Genomic DNA, 15,067 nt, shown 5'->3' with positions numbered 1-15,067 from the left:
GTTTTGTGTATCTCCCCCCGGGGGGCGGCCCCCCCCGGGGCGCCCGGGCGGGGGGGGGGGCGCGGGGGGGGGGGCGCGGGGGGGGGGGGGCCGGGGGGGGGGGGCGGCCCGGCGCCCGGGGCGCCCGGGGGGGGCGCCCCCCGGGGCCTCCCGTGTTGGTGGTGCGGGTAGTGCTGGTGCTGCGGGTCGTGCTGGTGGTGTTGGGGGTGCGGCTCGTACCGTCTGGGTCAGACGTCGCGGCGCTTGGCCACGATCATCGCGAAGGCGTTCAAGACGAGGACCTCGGCCAGCAGCACGCCGCCGCCGCTCCAGCCGTTGAGCGTGAGGCCCTTCGGCGCCGGGGCACCCGAGTCGAACTGGTACAGGTTCGCGCCGGCCGCGTCGGGCAGGAACTTCGTGACGTCGTTCAGCCAGTCCAGGTTCGCCAGCCCGGCGACCAGGCTGATGACGACCGGCAGCACGAGCAGGATGCCGAGGGTGATCGCGATGCCGCCCGCCGACGAGCGGACCAGCAGGCCGATGCCGAACGCCAGGAGTGCCAGCAGGGTGACGTCGATCGACGCACCCAGGATCGGCATCCAGACGGACGGGTCGGCCAGGTCGGGCTCCAGGCCCTTGCCGGCCTGCAGCGCCGTCGAGATCGCGACGCCGATCCAGTTCGCCACCGCGCTGACGACGAAGGTGGTGACCGCGAGCACGGTCGCCTTCGCGAGCAGCACGCCGGTCCGGCCCGGGTCGGCGGTGAAGGTCGATCGGATCTGTCCGGTGGCGTACTCGCCGGTGATGATGAGCACGCCGAGCACGCCGACGACCAGGGCGGTCAGGTAGACGCTGACGGTGTTGATGCTGACGATCGTGGCGTTCGCGCCGACCGCGGTCTGCTCGGCGCCGGACGGCTCCGAGACGGATCCGAGCAGGACCGCGAGGCCGAGGGTCAGGACGGCGATGACGGCGTAGCACCAGAACGTCGACCGGATGCTCCGGAACTTGATCCACTCGCTGCGGACCAGTCGGGTGTAGCTGAGGTGCACGTCGCGCGAGGACAGGTCCCCACGGTGGCGGTGCTGCTGGGTGGTCGGCTGGTCGGTCTTCTGCGGGGCACTCATCGGGCTCCCTCCGATCGGTACTCGACGTCGTCGCGCGTCAGGGCCATGTAGGCCTCTTCCAGGCTCGCGCCGGTCGGGGTGAGCTCGTGCAGGACGACCCCGGCGCGGGCGGCGATGTCACCGACGGTCGGGGCGTCCGGGCCGACGACCAGGAACGAGCCGTCGTCACGCGGGGTGACCGTCGCGTTGGGGCCGATCGCCGTGAAGAGCTGGTCGGGCATCGGGGTGCGGACGACCACGCGGGCCAGGTTGACCTGCCCGGAGGGACCCCCGGCGCCGGCGACGAACTCCGCGATCGGGGCGTCGGCGAGCACCTTGCCGCGACCGAGCACGACGACGCGGTCGGCGGTCTGGGCCATCTCGCTCATGAGGTGGCTGGAGAGGAACACGGTGCGGCCCTCACCGGCCAGCCGGCGGGCGAGCTGCCGGACCCAGAGGACGCCGTCCGGGTCGAGGCCGTTGACCGGCTCGTCGAGGATCAGGGTCTGCGGGTCGCCGAGCAGCGCCGCGGCGATGCCGAGTCGCTGGCCCATGCCGAGCGAGAAGCCGCCGACGCGCTTGCGGGCGACGGACTCGATGCCGGTCATGTCCATGACCTCGTGCACCCGCTGCTTCGGGATGCCGTGCGTCGCCGCGAGCGCGAGGAGGTGGTTGTACGCGCTCCGACCGGAGTGCACCGCCTTCGCCTCGAGCAGCGCGCCGACCTGCCGGAGCGGGTCGCGGAAGCTCTGGTACGGCCGGCCGTTGACGGTCGCCGTGCCGGAGGTCGGCTGGTCGAGCCCCATGATCATGCGCATGGTGGTCGACTTGCCGGCGCCGTTCGGGCCGAGGAAGCCGGTGACGCTGCCGGGGTGCACGACGAACGAGACGTCGTCGACCGCGAGCTTGGGGCCGTAGCGCTTGGAGAGGTGCTGTACTTCGATCATCGCCGCCCACGGTACGGGGGCCGCGGATGCGGCCGCCTCCCCCTGGAGGCGGAGATCGCACCCCTCCTCGTCATCCTGCCGACAGCCTCCCGTTCGTCGGCTCGCCGCCCATCTCGGAACGATCGTTCCAAGACGGGTGTGATGTCACACGGTCGTCACACGGGGGAAACGGGCGGCGCGACCGGGGTCCGTAGCTTCGTGCCCAGGCAGACGCCGACCTCACCCTCTCTCCCTTCCGGAGGACGTCATGGCAACAGAAGTCGCGGCACCCGTCGCAGCGCCCCACGCCCCCCTCACGCCGGCCGCCCCCGCGGGCGCCGGTCTGATCAAGCCCGGGTACGACCCGGCCCTCACCAACGAGGACCTCGCCCCGCTGCGGAAGCAGACCTGGACCAGCTACAACGTCTTCGCGTTCTGGATGTCGGACGTGCACTCGGTCGGCGGCTACGTCACCGCCGGGTCGCTCTTCGCCCTCGGGATCGCCAGCTGGCAGGTGCTCGTCGCCCTGGTCGTCGGCATCCTCATCGTGCAGGTCTTCGCGAACCTCGTCGCCAAGCCCTCGCAGCGCACCGGTGTGCCGTACCCGGTGATCAACCGCGCGGTCTTCGGCGTCCTCGGCGCGAACGTCCCCGCCATCATCCGCGGGCTCATCGCGATGGCCTGGTACGGCGTGCAGACCTTCCTCGCCGCGCAGTCGCTCAACATCGTGTTCCTCAAGTTCATCCCCGGGGCAGCCGCTCTCCTCGAGCCGTCGTTCCTCGGGCTGAACGCGCTCGGCTGGATCTCGTACGCCGTGCTCTGGGTCGCGCAGGGCGCCCTGTTCTGGATGGGCATGGACGCGATCCGGAAGTTCATCGACTGGGCCGGTCCCGCCGTGTACGTCGTGATGATCGCGCTCGCGGTGTACCTCGTCGCCACCGCCGGCATCGGCAACATCTCGCTGACGCTCTCGGTCGGCGCCCCGATGTCGTTCGGTGCGAGCATCCCGGTGATGCTGTCGGCGATCGCCCTGGTCGTCAGCTACTTCTCCGGTCCGATGCTCAACTTCGGCGACTTCTCGCGGTACGGCAAGTCCTTCGCCGCGGTGAAGCGCGGCAACCTGCTCGGACTGCCGATCAACTTCCTGTTCTTCTCGATCCTCACCGTGCTGTGCGCCAGCGCGACGGTCCCGGTGTTCGGCAAGCTCATCACCGACCCGATCGAGACCGTCCAGGCGATCGGCGCCCCGTTCGCGATCCTGCTCGGCGGACTGACGTTCGTCACGGCCACGGTCGGCATCAACATCGTCGCGAACTTCATCAGCCCCGCGTTCGACTTCTCGAACGTCGCACCCCGCCGGATCAGCTGGCGGATGGGCGGCATGATCGCCGCGGTCGGCTCCGTGCTGCTCACCCCGTGGAACTGGTACGGCAACGACCAGGCGATCCTGTACACGCTCGGCGTCCTCGGGGCACTGATCGGCCCGCTCTTCGGCATCCTGATCGCCGGCTACTACATCGTCGGCAAGCAGCGGGTCGCCGTCGACGACATGTACTCGAAGGACCCGGCCGGTCGGTACTGGTACCGGAAGGGCTTCAACCCGAACGCGATCTGGACCCTCGTCACCACCGGGGCGGTGTCGGTCGCCAGTGCCGTGCTGCCGCCGGCGCTCGGGGTCGTCCCGTGGCTGAGCAGCTACAGCTGGTTCATCGGCTGCGGTCTCGGGCTCGTCGTCTTCTGGGCGCTCGAACGCCGGTCGCCGGCCATGCCGCTGCTCGACGCCGACGACCCGACGGTCGACGACGGCGCCGCCCTCGGTCGCGCCTGACCGGGGGACATCTCCTCCACAGGGGCACTGCCGCACCGACTCCGGCAGGTGCCCCTGTGGACAGCCGGGAGGCCCGCTACCACCCCGCCAGGATCGTCACCACCCACGCTCCACCCGCTCCACCGGAAGGACCCCGATGCGCATCCGCGTCGTCAACCCCAACACCACCGCGTCGATGACGGCGGCCATCGGTCGCGCCGCGGCCGCGGTCGCCGGACCGGGAACGGTCATCGAAGCCGTGCAGCCCAGCATGGGTCCGGCGTCGATCGAGAGCCACTACGAGGAAGCGCTGGCCGTGCCGGGGCTCCTCGAACAGGTGCTGGCGGGGGAGCAGGTCGGCGTGGACGCCACCGTCGTCGCCTGCTTCGGTGACCCGGGGATCGACGCTGCGCGGGAGATCGCCCGCGGCCCGGTGATCGGCATCGCCGAAGGCGCGTTCCGCACCGCCGCGATGCTCGGTCGGCGGTTCGGCGTCGTGACCACGCTCGAGCGGACGACCGGTCGTGCGCGGGAACTCGCCGACCGCTACGGCTGCGCGTCCCTGCTGGCCGAGGTCCGGGCGTGCGAGGTGCCCGTGCTGCAGCTCGACGACCCGTCCTCGGGCGCCCGCGAGCTCGTCGTCGACGAGTGCCGTCGGGTGATCGCGAACGGTGCCGACGCCGTGGTGCTCGGCTGCGCCGGGATGGCCGAGTTCTGCGCTTCAGTGTCCGACGAGATCGGTGCACCGGTCGTCGACGGGGTCAGCGCCACGACCCTCCTGGCCGAGACGCTCGTCCGACTCGGACTGACCACCGGCAAGCACGGCGAGTACGCCGCGCCGCCGCCCAAGCGGTTCACGGGGGTGCTCGCCTCGTTCGAGCTCGACGCTGCCCGCGCGATGGTCGGGGCGGACGCATGACGGACCTCCAGACGGCCGCCGTCGCCGACACGGTCCTGCCCGCCGACCTCGTCCTCCGTGCCCACCGGACCTGGGTCGACGGCGCCTTCCGACCCGCCGCCGTCGTCGTCCGCGACGGGCGGGTGGCGTCCGTCGGGCCGATCGACGCCGACGTCGTCGCCGACCGTGACGAGACCGTCCCCGACGCTCACGTCCTGCTGCCCGGACTCGTCGACACCCACGTCCACGTGAACGAGCCCGGACGCACCGAGTGGGAGGGCTTCGCCTCGGCCACCCGTGCGGCGGCGCTCGGCGGGGTGACGACGATCATCGACATGCCGCTCAACTCGATCCCGGCCACCGTCGACGTCCCCGCGCTCCGGGTCAAACAGGCCAGTGCCACCGGACGCGTCGCGGTCGACGTCGGGTTCTGGGGCGGAGCCGTCCCCGACAACGCGGGTGCCCTCGCCGACCTGCACGCCGCCGGGGTCTTCGGTTTCAAGTGCTTCACCGCGCCGTCCGGCGTCGACGAGTTCCCGCACCTCGACCCGACGCAGCTGCGTGCCGCGATCGCCGAGGTCGCCGCACTCGACGCGCTCCTCATCGTCCACGCCGAAGACCCGGACCACCTCGTCGACCACGACGCACTGGGGGTCCGGTACCAGGACTTCCTCGACACCCGACCCGTCCAGGCCGAGCGGTCCGCCATCGCCCGCGTGATCGACGGTGCGCGGGAGACCGGTGCCCGGGTGCACGTCCTCCATCTCTCCGACGCCGGTGCGCTCCCGATGATCCGCGCCGCGAAGGACGACGGCGTCCGCCTCACCGTCGAGACGTGCCCGCACTACCTGGCCTTCGAGTCCGGGTCGATCCCCGACGGCGCGACGGCGTACAAGTGCTGCCCGCCGATCCGCGACGACGCCAACCGCGACGCCCTCTGGGCCGGGCTGCTCGACGGCACGATCGACATGGTCGTCTCGGACCACTCGCCCTCGACCGCCGACCTGAAGGTCGACGACTGGGGCCTCGCGTGGGGCGGCATCGCCGGCCTGCAGGTCGGGTTCCGTGCGCTGTGGACCGAGGCGGCGCGTCGCGGACTGCCCCTCGACGCCGTCCTGCCCGCCGTGACGACCGGGCCGGCGGCGCTCGCCGGGTTCACCGACCGCGGCCGGATCGCGCCGGGGGCACTGGCGCACTTCGCCGTGTTCGACCCCGACGCCCAGGCCACGATCGACGTCGACGCGCTGGCGCACCGGAACCGGGTGTCCGCGTTCGACGGGCTGCGGGTCCGCGGCCGGGTGACACAGACATGGTTGCGCGGGCAGCGCATCACCGGCACCACCGACGGCACCACGACGGTCGACCTCGTCGCCGGAGAGCTGGTCGACCGTGGCTGAGACGCGTACCGCCGCCGACGTGCACCTCGGCTCGACGCCGGACGACGTCCTCTGGGGACGGTTGCCGAGTCGCCACGACGCCGCCGTCCGCACCGTCGCGCCCGGCTCGGTCGTGACCATCGACACCGTCAGCCACGAGGGCCTGCTGCCCGACCAGGGCTCCGACCCGGTGGCGTTCTTCGGGCGGCACGGCGTCGATCCGGGCGGCGTGCTGGCGGACGCGATCGACATCGTGCGGGACCTCCGCAACGACGAGGCCGACGGCCCGCACGTGGTGTCGCGACCGATCGCCGTCGCCGGGGCCGAACCGGGCGACGTCCTGTCGGTGTCGATCCTGGCGGCGCTGCCTCGCGTGCCCTACGGGGTGATCTCGAACCGGCACGGCCGTGGTGCGCTGCCGGGGGAGCTCCCGCGTGGTGCGGACCCGGTCTCGGTGTTCGCCGACGTCGTCACGCGCGACGGCGTCGACCACGGACGCCTGCCGGTAGTGGACGGCGGTCCCCGCGTGGTGACCTTCCCGCTCCGGCCGTTCCCCGGCATCCTCGGCGTCACCGTCGACAGCGACGTCCGACCGCACTCCGTCCCGCCGGGGCCGCACGGCGGGAACATCGACATCGCGCTGCTGACCGCGGGTTCGACCCTGCACCTGCCCGTCCAGGTGCCGGGCGCCGGTGTGTACGTCGGCGACCCGCACTTCGCCCAGGGGGACGGCGAGGTCGCCCTCACCGCGATGGAAGCCTCACTCCGCCTGACCCTGCGCCTCGACGTCGTGCAGCGCACCACAGCACTCCGACGGTTCGGTGCCCTCGTCGGTCCGGTCGCCGAGACCACCGAGTTCCTGGTGCCCACCGGCATGGACGCCGACCTGGACGAAGCCGTGCGGCGGTGCGTCCGAGCGGCCATCACGCTGCTCCGTGCACGGTGGGGTGTCGACGAGCACCTGGCCTACGCGTACCTCAGCGCGGCGACGGACTTCCGCATCTCGCAGGTCGTCGACCTCGTCTGCGGTGCCCACGCGACCATCCGCAAGGCGGACTTCGACGCGGTGGCGACGTGCGACTGACCGGGACGTGGCCCGCCGGCCTCGAGTCGGCGTTCCACCGGTACGAAGACGCCCTGATGCGGGACGACGCCGCGGTGCTCGATGAGCTGTTCGAACCGGGGCCGGACACGCTCCGTGGTGACGGTGCCGGAGTGCTCCGCGGACACGAGCAGATCAGTGCCTTCCGGTCGGCCCGCGGTGGCGTCGCCCGTCGGGCCCTGATCGGCGTGGACGTGCAGGTCCTCGGTCCGGATGCCGTGCTGGTCGTGGGGGAGTCCCGGTTCCTCGACGGTGGACGTGGTCTGCAGACGCAGCTCTGGTGCCGGACGGACGGTTCCTGGCGGATCCGGACGGCGCACGTCACCGGACGCGCGCTGGCGTTCGACCGGTCCGTCTGGCGCGTGCTCGGTGACCCGCTCGTCCCCGGCAGCGGCTCCGGTCCGCTGGCCGGCGTCTGCGTGGCGGTGAAGGACCTCATCGCGGTGCGCGGGCAGGTCGTCGGCGCGGGCAACCCGACCTGGCAGGCCGAGGCGGACATCGAGGACGAACACGCTCCGGCGGTCGCGATGCTCCTCGACGCCGGAGCCGAAGTCACCGGCATCGCCCGGAGCGACGAGTTCGCCTACGCCCTCGCCGGCCGGAACGCCCACTCCGGGACGACACCGAACGGAGCGGCCCCTCGGCGGATCGGCGGCGGCTCGACGTCCGGGTCGGCTTCGGCGGTCGCACTCGGGCAGGCGGACCTCGGTCTGGGCACGGACACGGCGGGCAGCCTCCGGGTCCCCGCGTCCTACCAGGGGCTCTGGGGACTGCGGACCACGCACGGCGCCGTGTCCCGGAAGAGCGTGCTGCCCCTCGCGCAGACCTTCGACACCGTCGGATGGCTGACGCGCGGCCCCGAGCTGCTCCGGCATGTCGCCGGCATCGCGTTCGGTGACCCCGTGGAACCCCAGCGCGAGGCCGAGGACCCGCTGGTCCGGGGTGACTCGCTGCTCCTGAGCGACGCGCTGCTCGATGCCGCCGAACCCGGCACCCGCAGCGCGTTCCTCGCCTGGGTCGAACGGGTCGGTCGTCCGGTGCGGTCGGTCGTGCTGCCGGACCTGGACGACCTCGCCGAGACGCTGCGGGTCGTACAGGCCGCCGAGGCGCACCGGAACCACGGCGACTGGGTCGCCGCACACCCGGGTGCCCTCGGAGCCGACGTCGCCGAGCGGTTCGCCGCAGCGGCATCCGTCACCGCCGAGCAGGAGTCGGCAGCGCGTGCCCGCCTCGTGGAACTCCGGACCGTGCTCCGCCGCGTGGTCGGGAACGGAGTCCTGGCCTTCCCCACCGTGCCGGGGCCCGCTCCGGACCGGACGGCCGACACCGCCGCCGTGCTCGTCACCCGCCGAGCGACCCTCCGCATGACGTCGGTCGCCGGCGTCGGCGGTCTGCCCGCCGTCAGCATCCCGGCGCTCCGGGTCGACGACGCCCCCGTCGGGGTGTGCCTCGTCGGACCGGCCGGTGCCGACCTCGCGCTGGTCGACCTCGCGATCGACCTCGCCCGTGCCACCACACCCGAAGCCGCCCCCGCAACATGTCCGTAACGTGCGTTCCATTATCCTTGATTGTGGAACGGAAGGATCAACCATGTACCCCGTGAACCCGCCCGCACGTCTCCTGATGGGCCCCGGCCCGATCGACGCCGACCCCCGCGTCCTCCGCGCGCTCTCGACCCCGCTGGTCGGGCAGTACGACCCGTGGATGACCGAGACGATGAACCAGACGCAGGAGCTGTACCGCCAGGTGTTCGGCACCCGGAACGAGGCCACCGTCCTGGTCGACGGCACCTCCCGCGCCGGCATCGAAGCCGCGCTCGTCTCCCTGCTGGCGCCCGGGGACAGCGTCCTCGTCCCGGTGTTCGGCCGGTTCGGACACCTGCTCGCCGAGATCGCCGGACGTGCCGGAGCGACGGTGCACACGATCGAGACCGAGTGGGGGCAGGTGTTCCCGGCCTCCGTGATCGAGGACGCGATCGTGCGGGTGCGCCCGAAGCTCCTGGCCGTCGTGCAGGGCGACACCTCGACGACGATGAACCAGCCGCTCGACGAGCTCGGGGCGATCTGCGAACGGCACGGCGTGCTGTTCTACACGGACGTCACGGCCTCCGTCGGTGGGAACCCGCTCGAGGTCGACGCATGGGGCATCGACGCCGTCAGCGCCGGGCTGCAGAAGTGCCTGGGCGGCCCCTCCGGCAGCGCACCCCTGTCGCTCTCGCCCCGGGCGGTCGCAGTGCTCGACCGCCGTCGGAGCGTCGAGGCCGGCATCCGCGAACCGGATGACGACGTGTCCGAGCACCCGATCCAGTCGAACTACCTCGACCTGGGGATGATCATCGACTACTGGGGTCCCCGCCGCCTCAACCACCACACCGAAGCGGCGTCGATGCTCTACGCCGCGAACGAGTGCGCGCGGATCCTGCTCGAGGAGGGCCGCGACGCCGTCGTCGAGCGGCACGCCCTCGCCGGCCGAGCCATGCTCGAGGGCGTCCGCGGCCTCGGGCTCACCGTGTTCGGGGACGTCGGCCACAAGATGCACAACGTCGTCGCCGTCGAGATCCCCGACGAGGTCCAGGGCGACGCAGTCCGTTCCGCGATGCTCGAGGACCACGGGATCGAGATCGGCACCTCGTTCGGCCCGCTGCACGGACGGGTGTGGCGGATCGGCACGATGGGCTACAACGCCCGGAAGGACACCGTCGTGACGACCCTCTCCGCCCTCGAACAGGCGCTGCGTCGCGGCGGGAAGTCCGTGCCGCAGGGCGGTGGGGTCGACGCCGCGCTCGACGTCTACGCGGGACGCGGCGCCTCGCTCGAGGTCGGGCTCCCGGCGGGGGCACGCGCGTGAGTGCGGCCGTGGAGCTGCCCGTCGCCAGCGCGGTGGCCCGTGCCGCCGCCGACCGGATCGTCGCCCGCTGCGACGAGCTCGCCGTGATCAGCGAGACCGCTGGCCACATCACCCGCGTCTACCTCTCGCCCGAGCACGCCCGGGCCAACGCCGTCGTCCGGACCTGGATGCAGGACGCCGGACTCGACACGTGGCAGGACGCCGCCGGCAACCTCCACGGCAGGACCCGGCACAGCGATCCGGAGGCCCCCGTCCTGCTGCTCGGGTCGCACCTGGACACCGTGGTCGACGCCGGCCGGTACGACGGGGTCGTCGGGGTCCTCATGGCGATCGAGGTCGCCGCACGGCTGCAGCAGGACAGTGCCGCACTGCCGTTCGCGCTCGAGGTCGTCGCCTTCTCCGACGAGGAGGGCACCCGGTTCGGCAAGGCCCTGCTCGGCTCGTCCGCCGTCGCCGGGGTGTGGGACGAGTCCTGGTGGGACCTGCGCGACGGCGACGGCACCACCCTCCGAGCCGCCTTCACGTCCTTCGGCCTCGACCCGGCGCAGGTCGGGCAGGCCGCCGTCGACCCCGCGTCCCTCGTCGGGTACCTCGAAGCACACATCGAGCAGGGGCCGTACCTCGAGCACGCCGACCAGGCACTCGGTGTCGTCACCAGCATCGCGAGTGCCCGCCGGTTCACCGTGCGTGCGGTCGGCGAGGCGCGGCACGCCGGCGGTACCCCGTACGAACGGCGCCACGACGCCCTGCTCGCCGCCGCCGAGGCCGCCCTGGCCGTCGAACGGATCTGCCGGACGGAGCAGCACATCGGCACGGTCGGCACGATGGCCGTCGAGCCCGGAGCGGTCAACGTCGTCCCCGGCCTCGCCACGTTCGCGGTCGACCTCCGCGGGGAGTTCGACGACGGCCGCGACCGGGTGTGGGACGAGATCGCCGACGCCTTCCGCGAGATCGGGACACGACGCGGCGTCGAGGTCACCCCCACCGAGGTGCACCGGGCACCCGCGGTGTTCTGCGCCCCGCACCTGATGGACGCCGTCCGCGCCGGGATCGTCGGCACGGGTGAACCCGAACCGCTCGAGCTGTTCTCGCGCGCCGGACACGACGCCATGTCACTCGGCCTGGTGACCGACGTCGCGATGCTGTTCCTCCGCAACCCGGACGGCATCAGCCACCACCCGGACGAGTTCGTCTCCGCGGCGGACGTCGCCCTCGGACTCGATGCGCTCGCCGGCGCGGTCGAGCACCTCGCTGCCCAGCGCCTCGCCGACACCACGACGGCCGGGGCCGGCGTATGAGCGTCCCCGACGTCCGCGGACGCATCGACTCGGTCTGGGAGCGCCTCTCGCCGGCCGAACGACGGGTCGCCGCGATGATCCGACACGACCCGGAGCTCCTGCTCGTCGGCACCTCGTCGCAGCTCGCGGCCGAGTCCGGCACCTCGAAGGCGACGGTCTCCCGACTCGTCCGGTCGCTCGGGTTCCAGGACGCCGCCGAGGTCCGTCAGAACCTGATGTCCGCTCGGGGGACCGGCCTGCCCTGGGCGGCCGAGGACGCCGCGCACGTCGACCAGCGTGCCGTCGAGGCCCGGAACCTCGACGCCGCCTTCGCCTCCCTCGCCCGTGCCGACCGGCCGCGCCTCGCCCGGCGCATCGTCCGCGCTCGCCGGGTCCTGGTCTTCGGCGAGCGCGGCGCGTACCCGATCGCGCTGCAGCTCCGCGCGCAGCTCGCGCAGGTCCGCCCGGACGTCCGCGTCGGGCCGGCACCGGGTCAGCGCCTGGGGGAGGAGGTCGCGGACCTCGACCGTCGAGACCTCGTGGTGATCGTCACGGTCCGTCGGCACGCCGCCGGGGTCGACCGGGTCGTCCGGCACTGCGTCGGCACCGGGGCGGACGTCGTCGTCATCGGGGACCCGACCGCCGCCGTCATCGCGGCGCCCGCGACCACCGCGGTGCTCTGCCCGGTCGACTCACCCTCGGCGTTCGACTCGTTGGCGGCGCTGTTCGCGGTCGTCGCAGCGATCACGAACGACGTCTACGAGGCCTCCGGGCCGTCCGGACGGACCCGGGTCGAGGCCGTGGCGAGCGCCTACGACACGCTCGGCGAACTCGCCGGCCCCTGACCGACGCTGCCCGTGCCCGTGCCCGTGCCCGTGCCCGTGCCCGTGCCCGTGCCCGTCACGTGCCCGTCACGTGCCGGTGCCGGCGCCTCCGAGTTCGGCGGCGAGCGACCGGTTCCGCTCGCGGATCAACGCGATCAGGTACCGCCGCAACACCAGTCCCTCCGCGATCCGCCCGAGCACCCCGAACGGTGCCCGGAACGTGATCTCGTCCACCATGCGCGTCCCGGTCGGAGTGGAGTCGAATCGGTGGTGGTGCCGGAACCGGGCGAACGGCCCACGGACCTGTTCGTCGACGAACGTGTGGGGAGCCTCCAGTGCGGTGATCTCGTTCGTCATCCGCCAGACGATCCCGAAGTGGCGCGCACGCCAGGTGACGCTCTCGCCGATCCCGATGCGCCCGTCGGTCGTGCCGGCGACCGCCTGCTCGCCGGTCGCCGCCATCGACCGCAGGTGCGCGCCGATGTCCAGTGACAGGTCGAAGGCCCGCTCGGGCGGCACGGGCAGGTCGGTCACGATCCGGAAAGCAGCGCTCACGCCTCGATCCTGGCCCACGGACGGCAGGATGGTCACGTGACCGATGCCGCCCTGACTCCGCTCGACCGTGCCGGGAGGCTCGTCCCCGGCCTCGCGCTCGCCACCGTCATCGCCGTGGTCGCGACCGTGATCGGGCGGTTCCTGCCGGTCGTCGGAGCGCCGGTCAGCGGCGTCGTGATCGGCGCGGTCCTCGGCACCGTGCGTCGACCCGGACCGGTCGTCCGGCCGGGCATCACGACCGCGAGCAAGACGGTGCTGCAGTTCGCGGTGGTCCTGCTCGGGGCCCAGCTGTCGCTCCTGCAGGTCGCCCGGGTGGGGGTGCAGTCGCTGCCGGTGATGCTCGGCACCCTCGTCATCTGCCTGCTCGCCGCGTGGGGGATCGGTCGTGCACTGGGTGTGGTCGGGAACCTGCGGACCCTGATCGGGGTGGGGACGGGCATCTGCGGGGCGTCGGCGATCGCGGCCGTGACCCCGGTGATCGGCGCGGTGTCGATCGAGGTGGCGTACGCGGTGTCGACGATCTTCCTGTTCAACGTGGCCGCGGTGGTCGTCTTCCCCGTGGTCGGGCACGCCCTCGGCATGAGCCAGCACGCGTTCGGGCTGTTCGCGGGGACGGCGGTGAACGACACCTCCTCGGTCGTCGCCGCCGCGAGCACGTACGGCCCGGGGGCGGCGGACTTCGCGGTCGTCGTGAAGCTCGTCCGGACGCTCATGATCATCCCGGTGGTCCTCGGTCTGGCGTGGTTGGTCGGACGCCGGGCGGAGAAGACGGCAACGGCGTCGACCGGGGACGGGTCGGCAGCCGGCGACGCGTGGGTGGCCGGCGACGTCGCACTGGACGGCTCGGCGATCGAGCCCACGGTCGTGCCGCCTCGCGGGAAGTGGTCCCCGCGCCGCGTGTTCCGTCTCGTGCCGTGGTTCCTCATCGGCTTCGTGCTGGTGGCCGCCGTCAACTCGACGGGTGTCATCCCCGGTCCGGCGCACCCGGCGATCGCAGCGGTCGCCGCGTTCCTCATCACCGTGGCCCTCAGCGCGATCGGCCTGTCGACGGACATCGCGGGGTTCCGCCGTGCCGGGTTCCGGCCGCTGGTCCTCGGCGGGTCGCTCTGGATCGTGGTGTCGCTGTCGAGCCTCGGACTGCAGGCCCTCACCGGCAGCATCTGACCGCCCGGCAGCATCTGACCGCCCGCCAGCCTGCCCCGCACGGCCCCGCACGGCCCCGCACGGCCCCGCTCGGCAGACCCCGCCCGGTACGGTCGGGGCATGGACCTCGACGCGCTCGCCTTCCCCGTCATCGACGGCCACAACGACCTGCCGTGGGAGCGTCGCGAGACGCACTCGTCCGGCGTCGAGGGCGTCGACTCCGAGACCGACTCCCTGCACACCGACCTGCCGAAGCTCCGCGCCGGCGGGGTCGTCGGGCAGTTCTGGTCGGTCTTCGTGCCGGTCGACGAGCCCGACCCGGTGCGGACGACACTGCAGCAGATCGACCTCGTCCATCGTCTGGTCGAGCGCTACCCGGACGACCTGGCGCTCGCGCGGACGGCGGACGAGGTACGGGCTGCGATCGCCTCCGGCCGGATCGCCTCGCTGCTCGGCGCCGAGGGCGGCCACTCGATCGGCGACGACCTGGCCGTCCTCCGCACCTTCGCGCGCCTGGGCGTCCGCTACATGACGCTGACGCACAACGACGACACCCCCTGGGCGGACTCGGCCACCGGTGCCCGCGCCCACGGCGGACTGACCGACCGCGGACGCCAGGTCGTCGCCGAGATGGAACGCATCGGGATGCTCGTCGACCTGTCGCACACGGCGCCCGCCACGATGCGGGACACCCTCGACGTCGCCACCCGGCCGGTCGTGTTCAGCCACTCGTCGACCGTCGCGATCGACGACCACCCGCGGAACGTGCCGGACGACGTGCTCGCGCGTCTCACCGACAACGGCGGCGTGGTGATGATCACCTTCGTGCCGAAGTTCGTCTCGCGCGCCTGGGCCGACTGGGAAGAGGCCGGCGCGACCGGGGAACCGCCCCTCGTCACGGTGTCCGACGTCGCGGACCACGTCGAGCACGCCCGCAGCATCGCGGGTGTGGCGCACCTCGGTCTCGGTGGGGACTACGACGGCACCCCGGTGCTGCCGCCGGACCTGCGCGACGTCTCGCGGTACCCGGTCCTCGCCGAGGAACTCCGTCGCCGCGGCTGGGGCGACGCCGACCTGCGCGCGCTGGCGGGCGGCAACGTGCTCCGCGTGCTCGAGGCGACGGACGACCGCTTCGCCCGCACCGCGCTCGTCCGCTGACGCAAGCACGCAAGCACGCAAGCACGCAAGCACGCAAGCACGCAAGCACGCAAGCACGCACGCACGCAC

The 15,067-nt window shown here is 72.7% G+C and carries 13 protein-coding genes; 10 read left to right on the top strand and 3 right to left on the bottom strand.

Annotation, left to right across the window (positions count from 1 at the left end; translation table 11 throughout):
- Positions 1–227 precede the first annotated feature (227 nt).
- The gene (locus QCD68_RS09890) at positions 228–1,106 is read right to left on the bottom strand and encodes an ABC transporter permease (protein ID WP_301222899.1); all 879 of its coding nucleotides are present in this window, start codon (positions 1,104–1,106) and stop codon (positions 228–230) included.
- Positions 1,103–2,032, bottom strand: a complete 930-nt coding sequence (locus QCD68_RS09885) for an ABC transporter ATP-binding protein (RefSeq protein WP_301222898.1) — start codon at positions 2,030–2,032, stop codon at positions 1,103–1,105. Before QCD68_RS09885 ends, QCD68_RS09890 begins: the two co-directional genes overlap by 4 nt.
- A 247-nt stretch (positions 2,033–2,279) precedes the next feature.
- Here QCD68_RS09885 and QCD68_RS09880 point away from each other — a divergent pair, with 247 nt between their 5' ends.
- The 8 genes from QCD68_RS09880 (at position 2,280) to QCD68_RS09845 (ending at position 12,163) form a co-directional block, all read left to right on the top strand.
- On the top strand, positions 2,280–3,839 hold the full coding sequence (locus QCD68_RS09880) for an NCS1 family nucleobase:cation symporter-1 (protein WP_111074702.1): 1,560 nt from the start codon (positions 2,280–2,282) through the stop codon (positions 3,837–3,839).
- Between the two features lie 136 nt (positions 3,840–3,975).
- The gene (locus QCD68_RS09875; RefSeq protein ID WP_301222897.1) at positions 3,976–4,737 is read left to right on the top strand and encodes an aspartate/glutamate racemase family protein; all 762 of its coding nucleotides are present in this window, start codon (positions 3,976–3,978) and stop codon (positions 4,735–4,737) included.
- Positions 4,734–6,113, top strand: coding sequence for an allantoinase AllB (gene allB / locus QCD68_RS09870; protein WP_301222896.1), 1,380 nt, complete (start codon positions 4,734–4,736; stop codon positions 6,111–6,113). Before QCD68_RS09875 ends, allB begins: the two co-directional genes overlap by 4 nt.
- Positions 6,106–7,176 carry an acetamidase/formamidase family protein gene (locus QCD68_RS09865; RefSeq protein WP_301222895.1) on the top strand — a complete coding sequence of 357 codons (1,071 nt, stop codon included), beginning with the start codon at positions 6,106–6,108 and terminating at the stop codon, positions 7,174–7,176. The genes allB and QCD68_RS09865 overlap by 8 nt, the downstream gene beginning before the upstream one ends.
- Positions 7,167–8,741: an AtzH-like domain-containing protein gene (locus tag QCD68_RS09860; protein WP_301222894.1), complete on the top strand. Its 1,575-nt coding sequence runs from the start codon at positions 7,167–7,169 to the stop codon at positions 8,739–8,741. The genes QCD68_RS09865 and QCD68_RS09860 overlap by 10 nt, the downstream gene beginning before the upstream one ends.
- A 43-nt stretch (positions 8,742–8,784) precedes the next feature.
- Entirely contained in the window at positions 8,785–10,041 is a 1,257-nt protein-coding gene (locus tag QCD68_RS09855) for a pyridoxal-phosphate-dependent aminotransferase family protein (protein WP_301222893.1), read from the top strand.
- A complete protein-coding gene (locus QCD68_RS09850) occupies positions 10,038–11,339 on the top strand; it encodes an allantoate amidohydrolase (protein WP_301222892.1) in 1,302 nt (433 codons plus the stop codon). Before QCD68_RS09855 ends, QCD68_RS09850 begins: the two co-directional genes overlap by 4 nt.
- Positions 11,336–12,163, top strand: a complete 828-nt coding sequence (locus QCD68_RS09845; RefSeq protein ID WP_111074697.1) for a MurR/RpiR family transcriptional regulator — start codon at positions 11,336–11,338, stop codon at positions 12,161–12,163. Before QCD68_RS09850 ends, QCD68_RS09845 begins: the two co-directional genes overlap by 4 nt.
- A gap of 66 nt (positions 12,164–12,229) precedes the next feature.
- On the opposite strand, the gene QCD68_RS09840 is transcribed toward QCD68_RS09845, so the two are convergent.
- Positions 12,230–12,697, bottom strand: a complete 468-nt coding sequence (locus tag QCD68_RS09840) for an SRPBCC family protein (RefSeq protein ID WP_301222891.1) — start codon at positions 12,695–12,697, stop codon at positions 12,230–12,232.
- A gap of 36 nt (positions 12,698–12,733) precedes the next feature.
- On the opposite strand from QCD68_RS09840, the gene QCD68_RS09835 reads away from it, so the two are divergent.
- Positions 12,734–13,861: a YeiH family protein gene (locus tag QCD68_RS09835; protein WP_301222890.1), complete on the top strand. Its 1,128-nt coding sequence runs from the start codon at positions 12,734–12,736 to the stop codon at positions 13,859–13,861.
- A gap of 99 nt (positions 13,862–13,960) precedes the next feature.
- Positions 13,961–14,998: a dipeptidase gene (locus QCD68_RS09830; protein ID WP_253463925.1), complete on the top strand. Its 1,038-nt coding sequence runs from the start codon at positions 13,961–13,963 to the stop codon at positions 14,996–14,998.
- The last annotated feature ends 69 nt before the right edge of the window (positions 14,999–15,067 follow it).

Source organism: Curtobacterium sp. PsM8 (assembly GCF_030433875.1).
Taxonomy (GTDB): domain Bacteria; phylum Actinomycetota; class Actinomycetes; order Actinomycetales; family Microbacteriaceae; genus Curtobacterium.
This window is presented reverse-complemented; position numbering and strand designations above follow the sequence as displayed.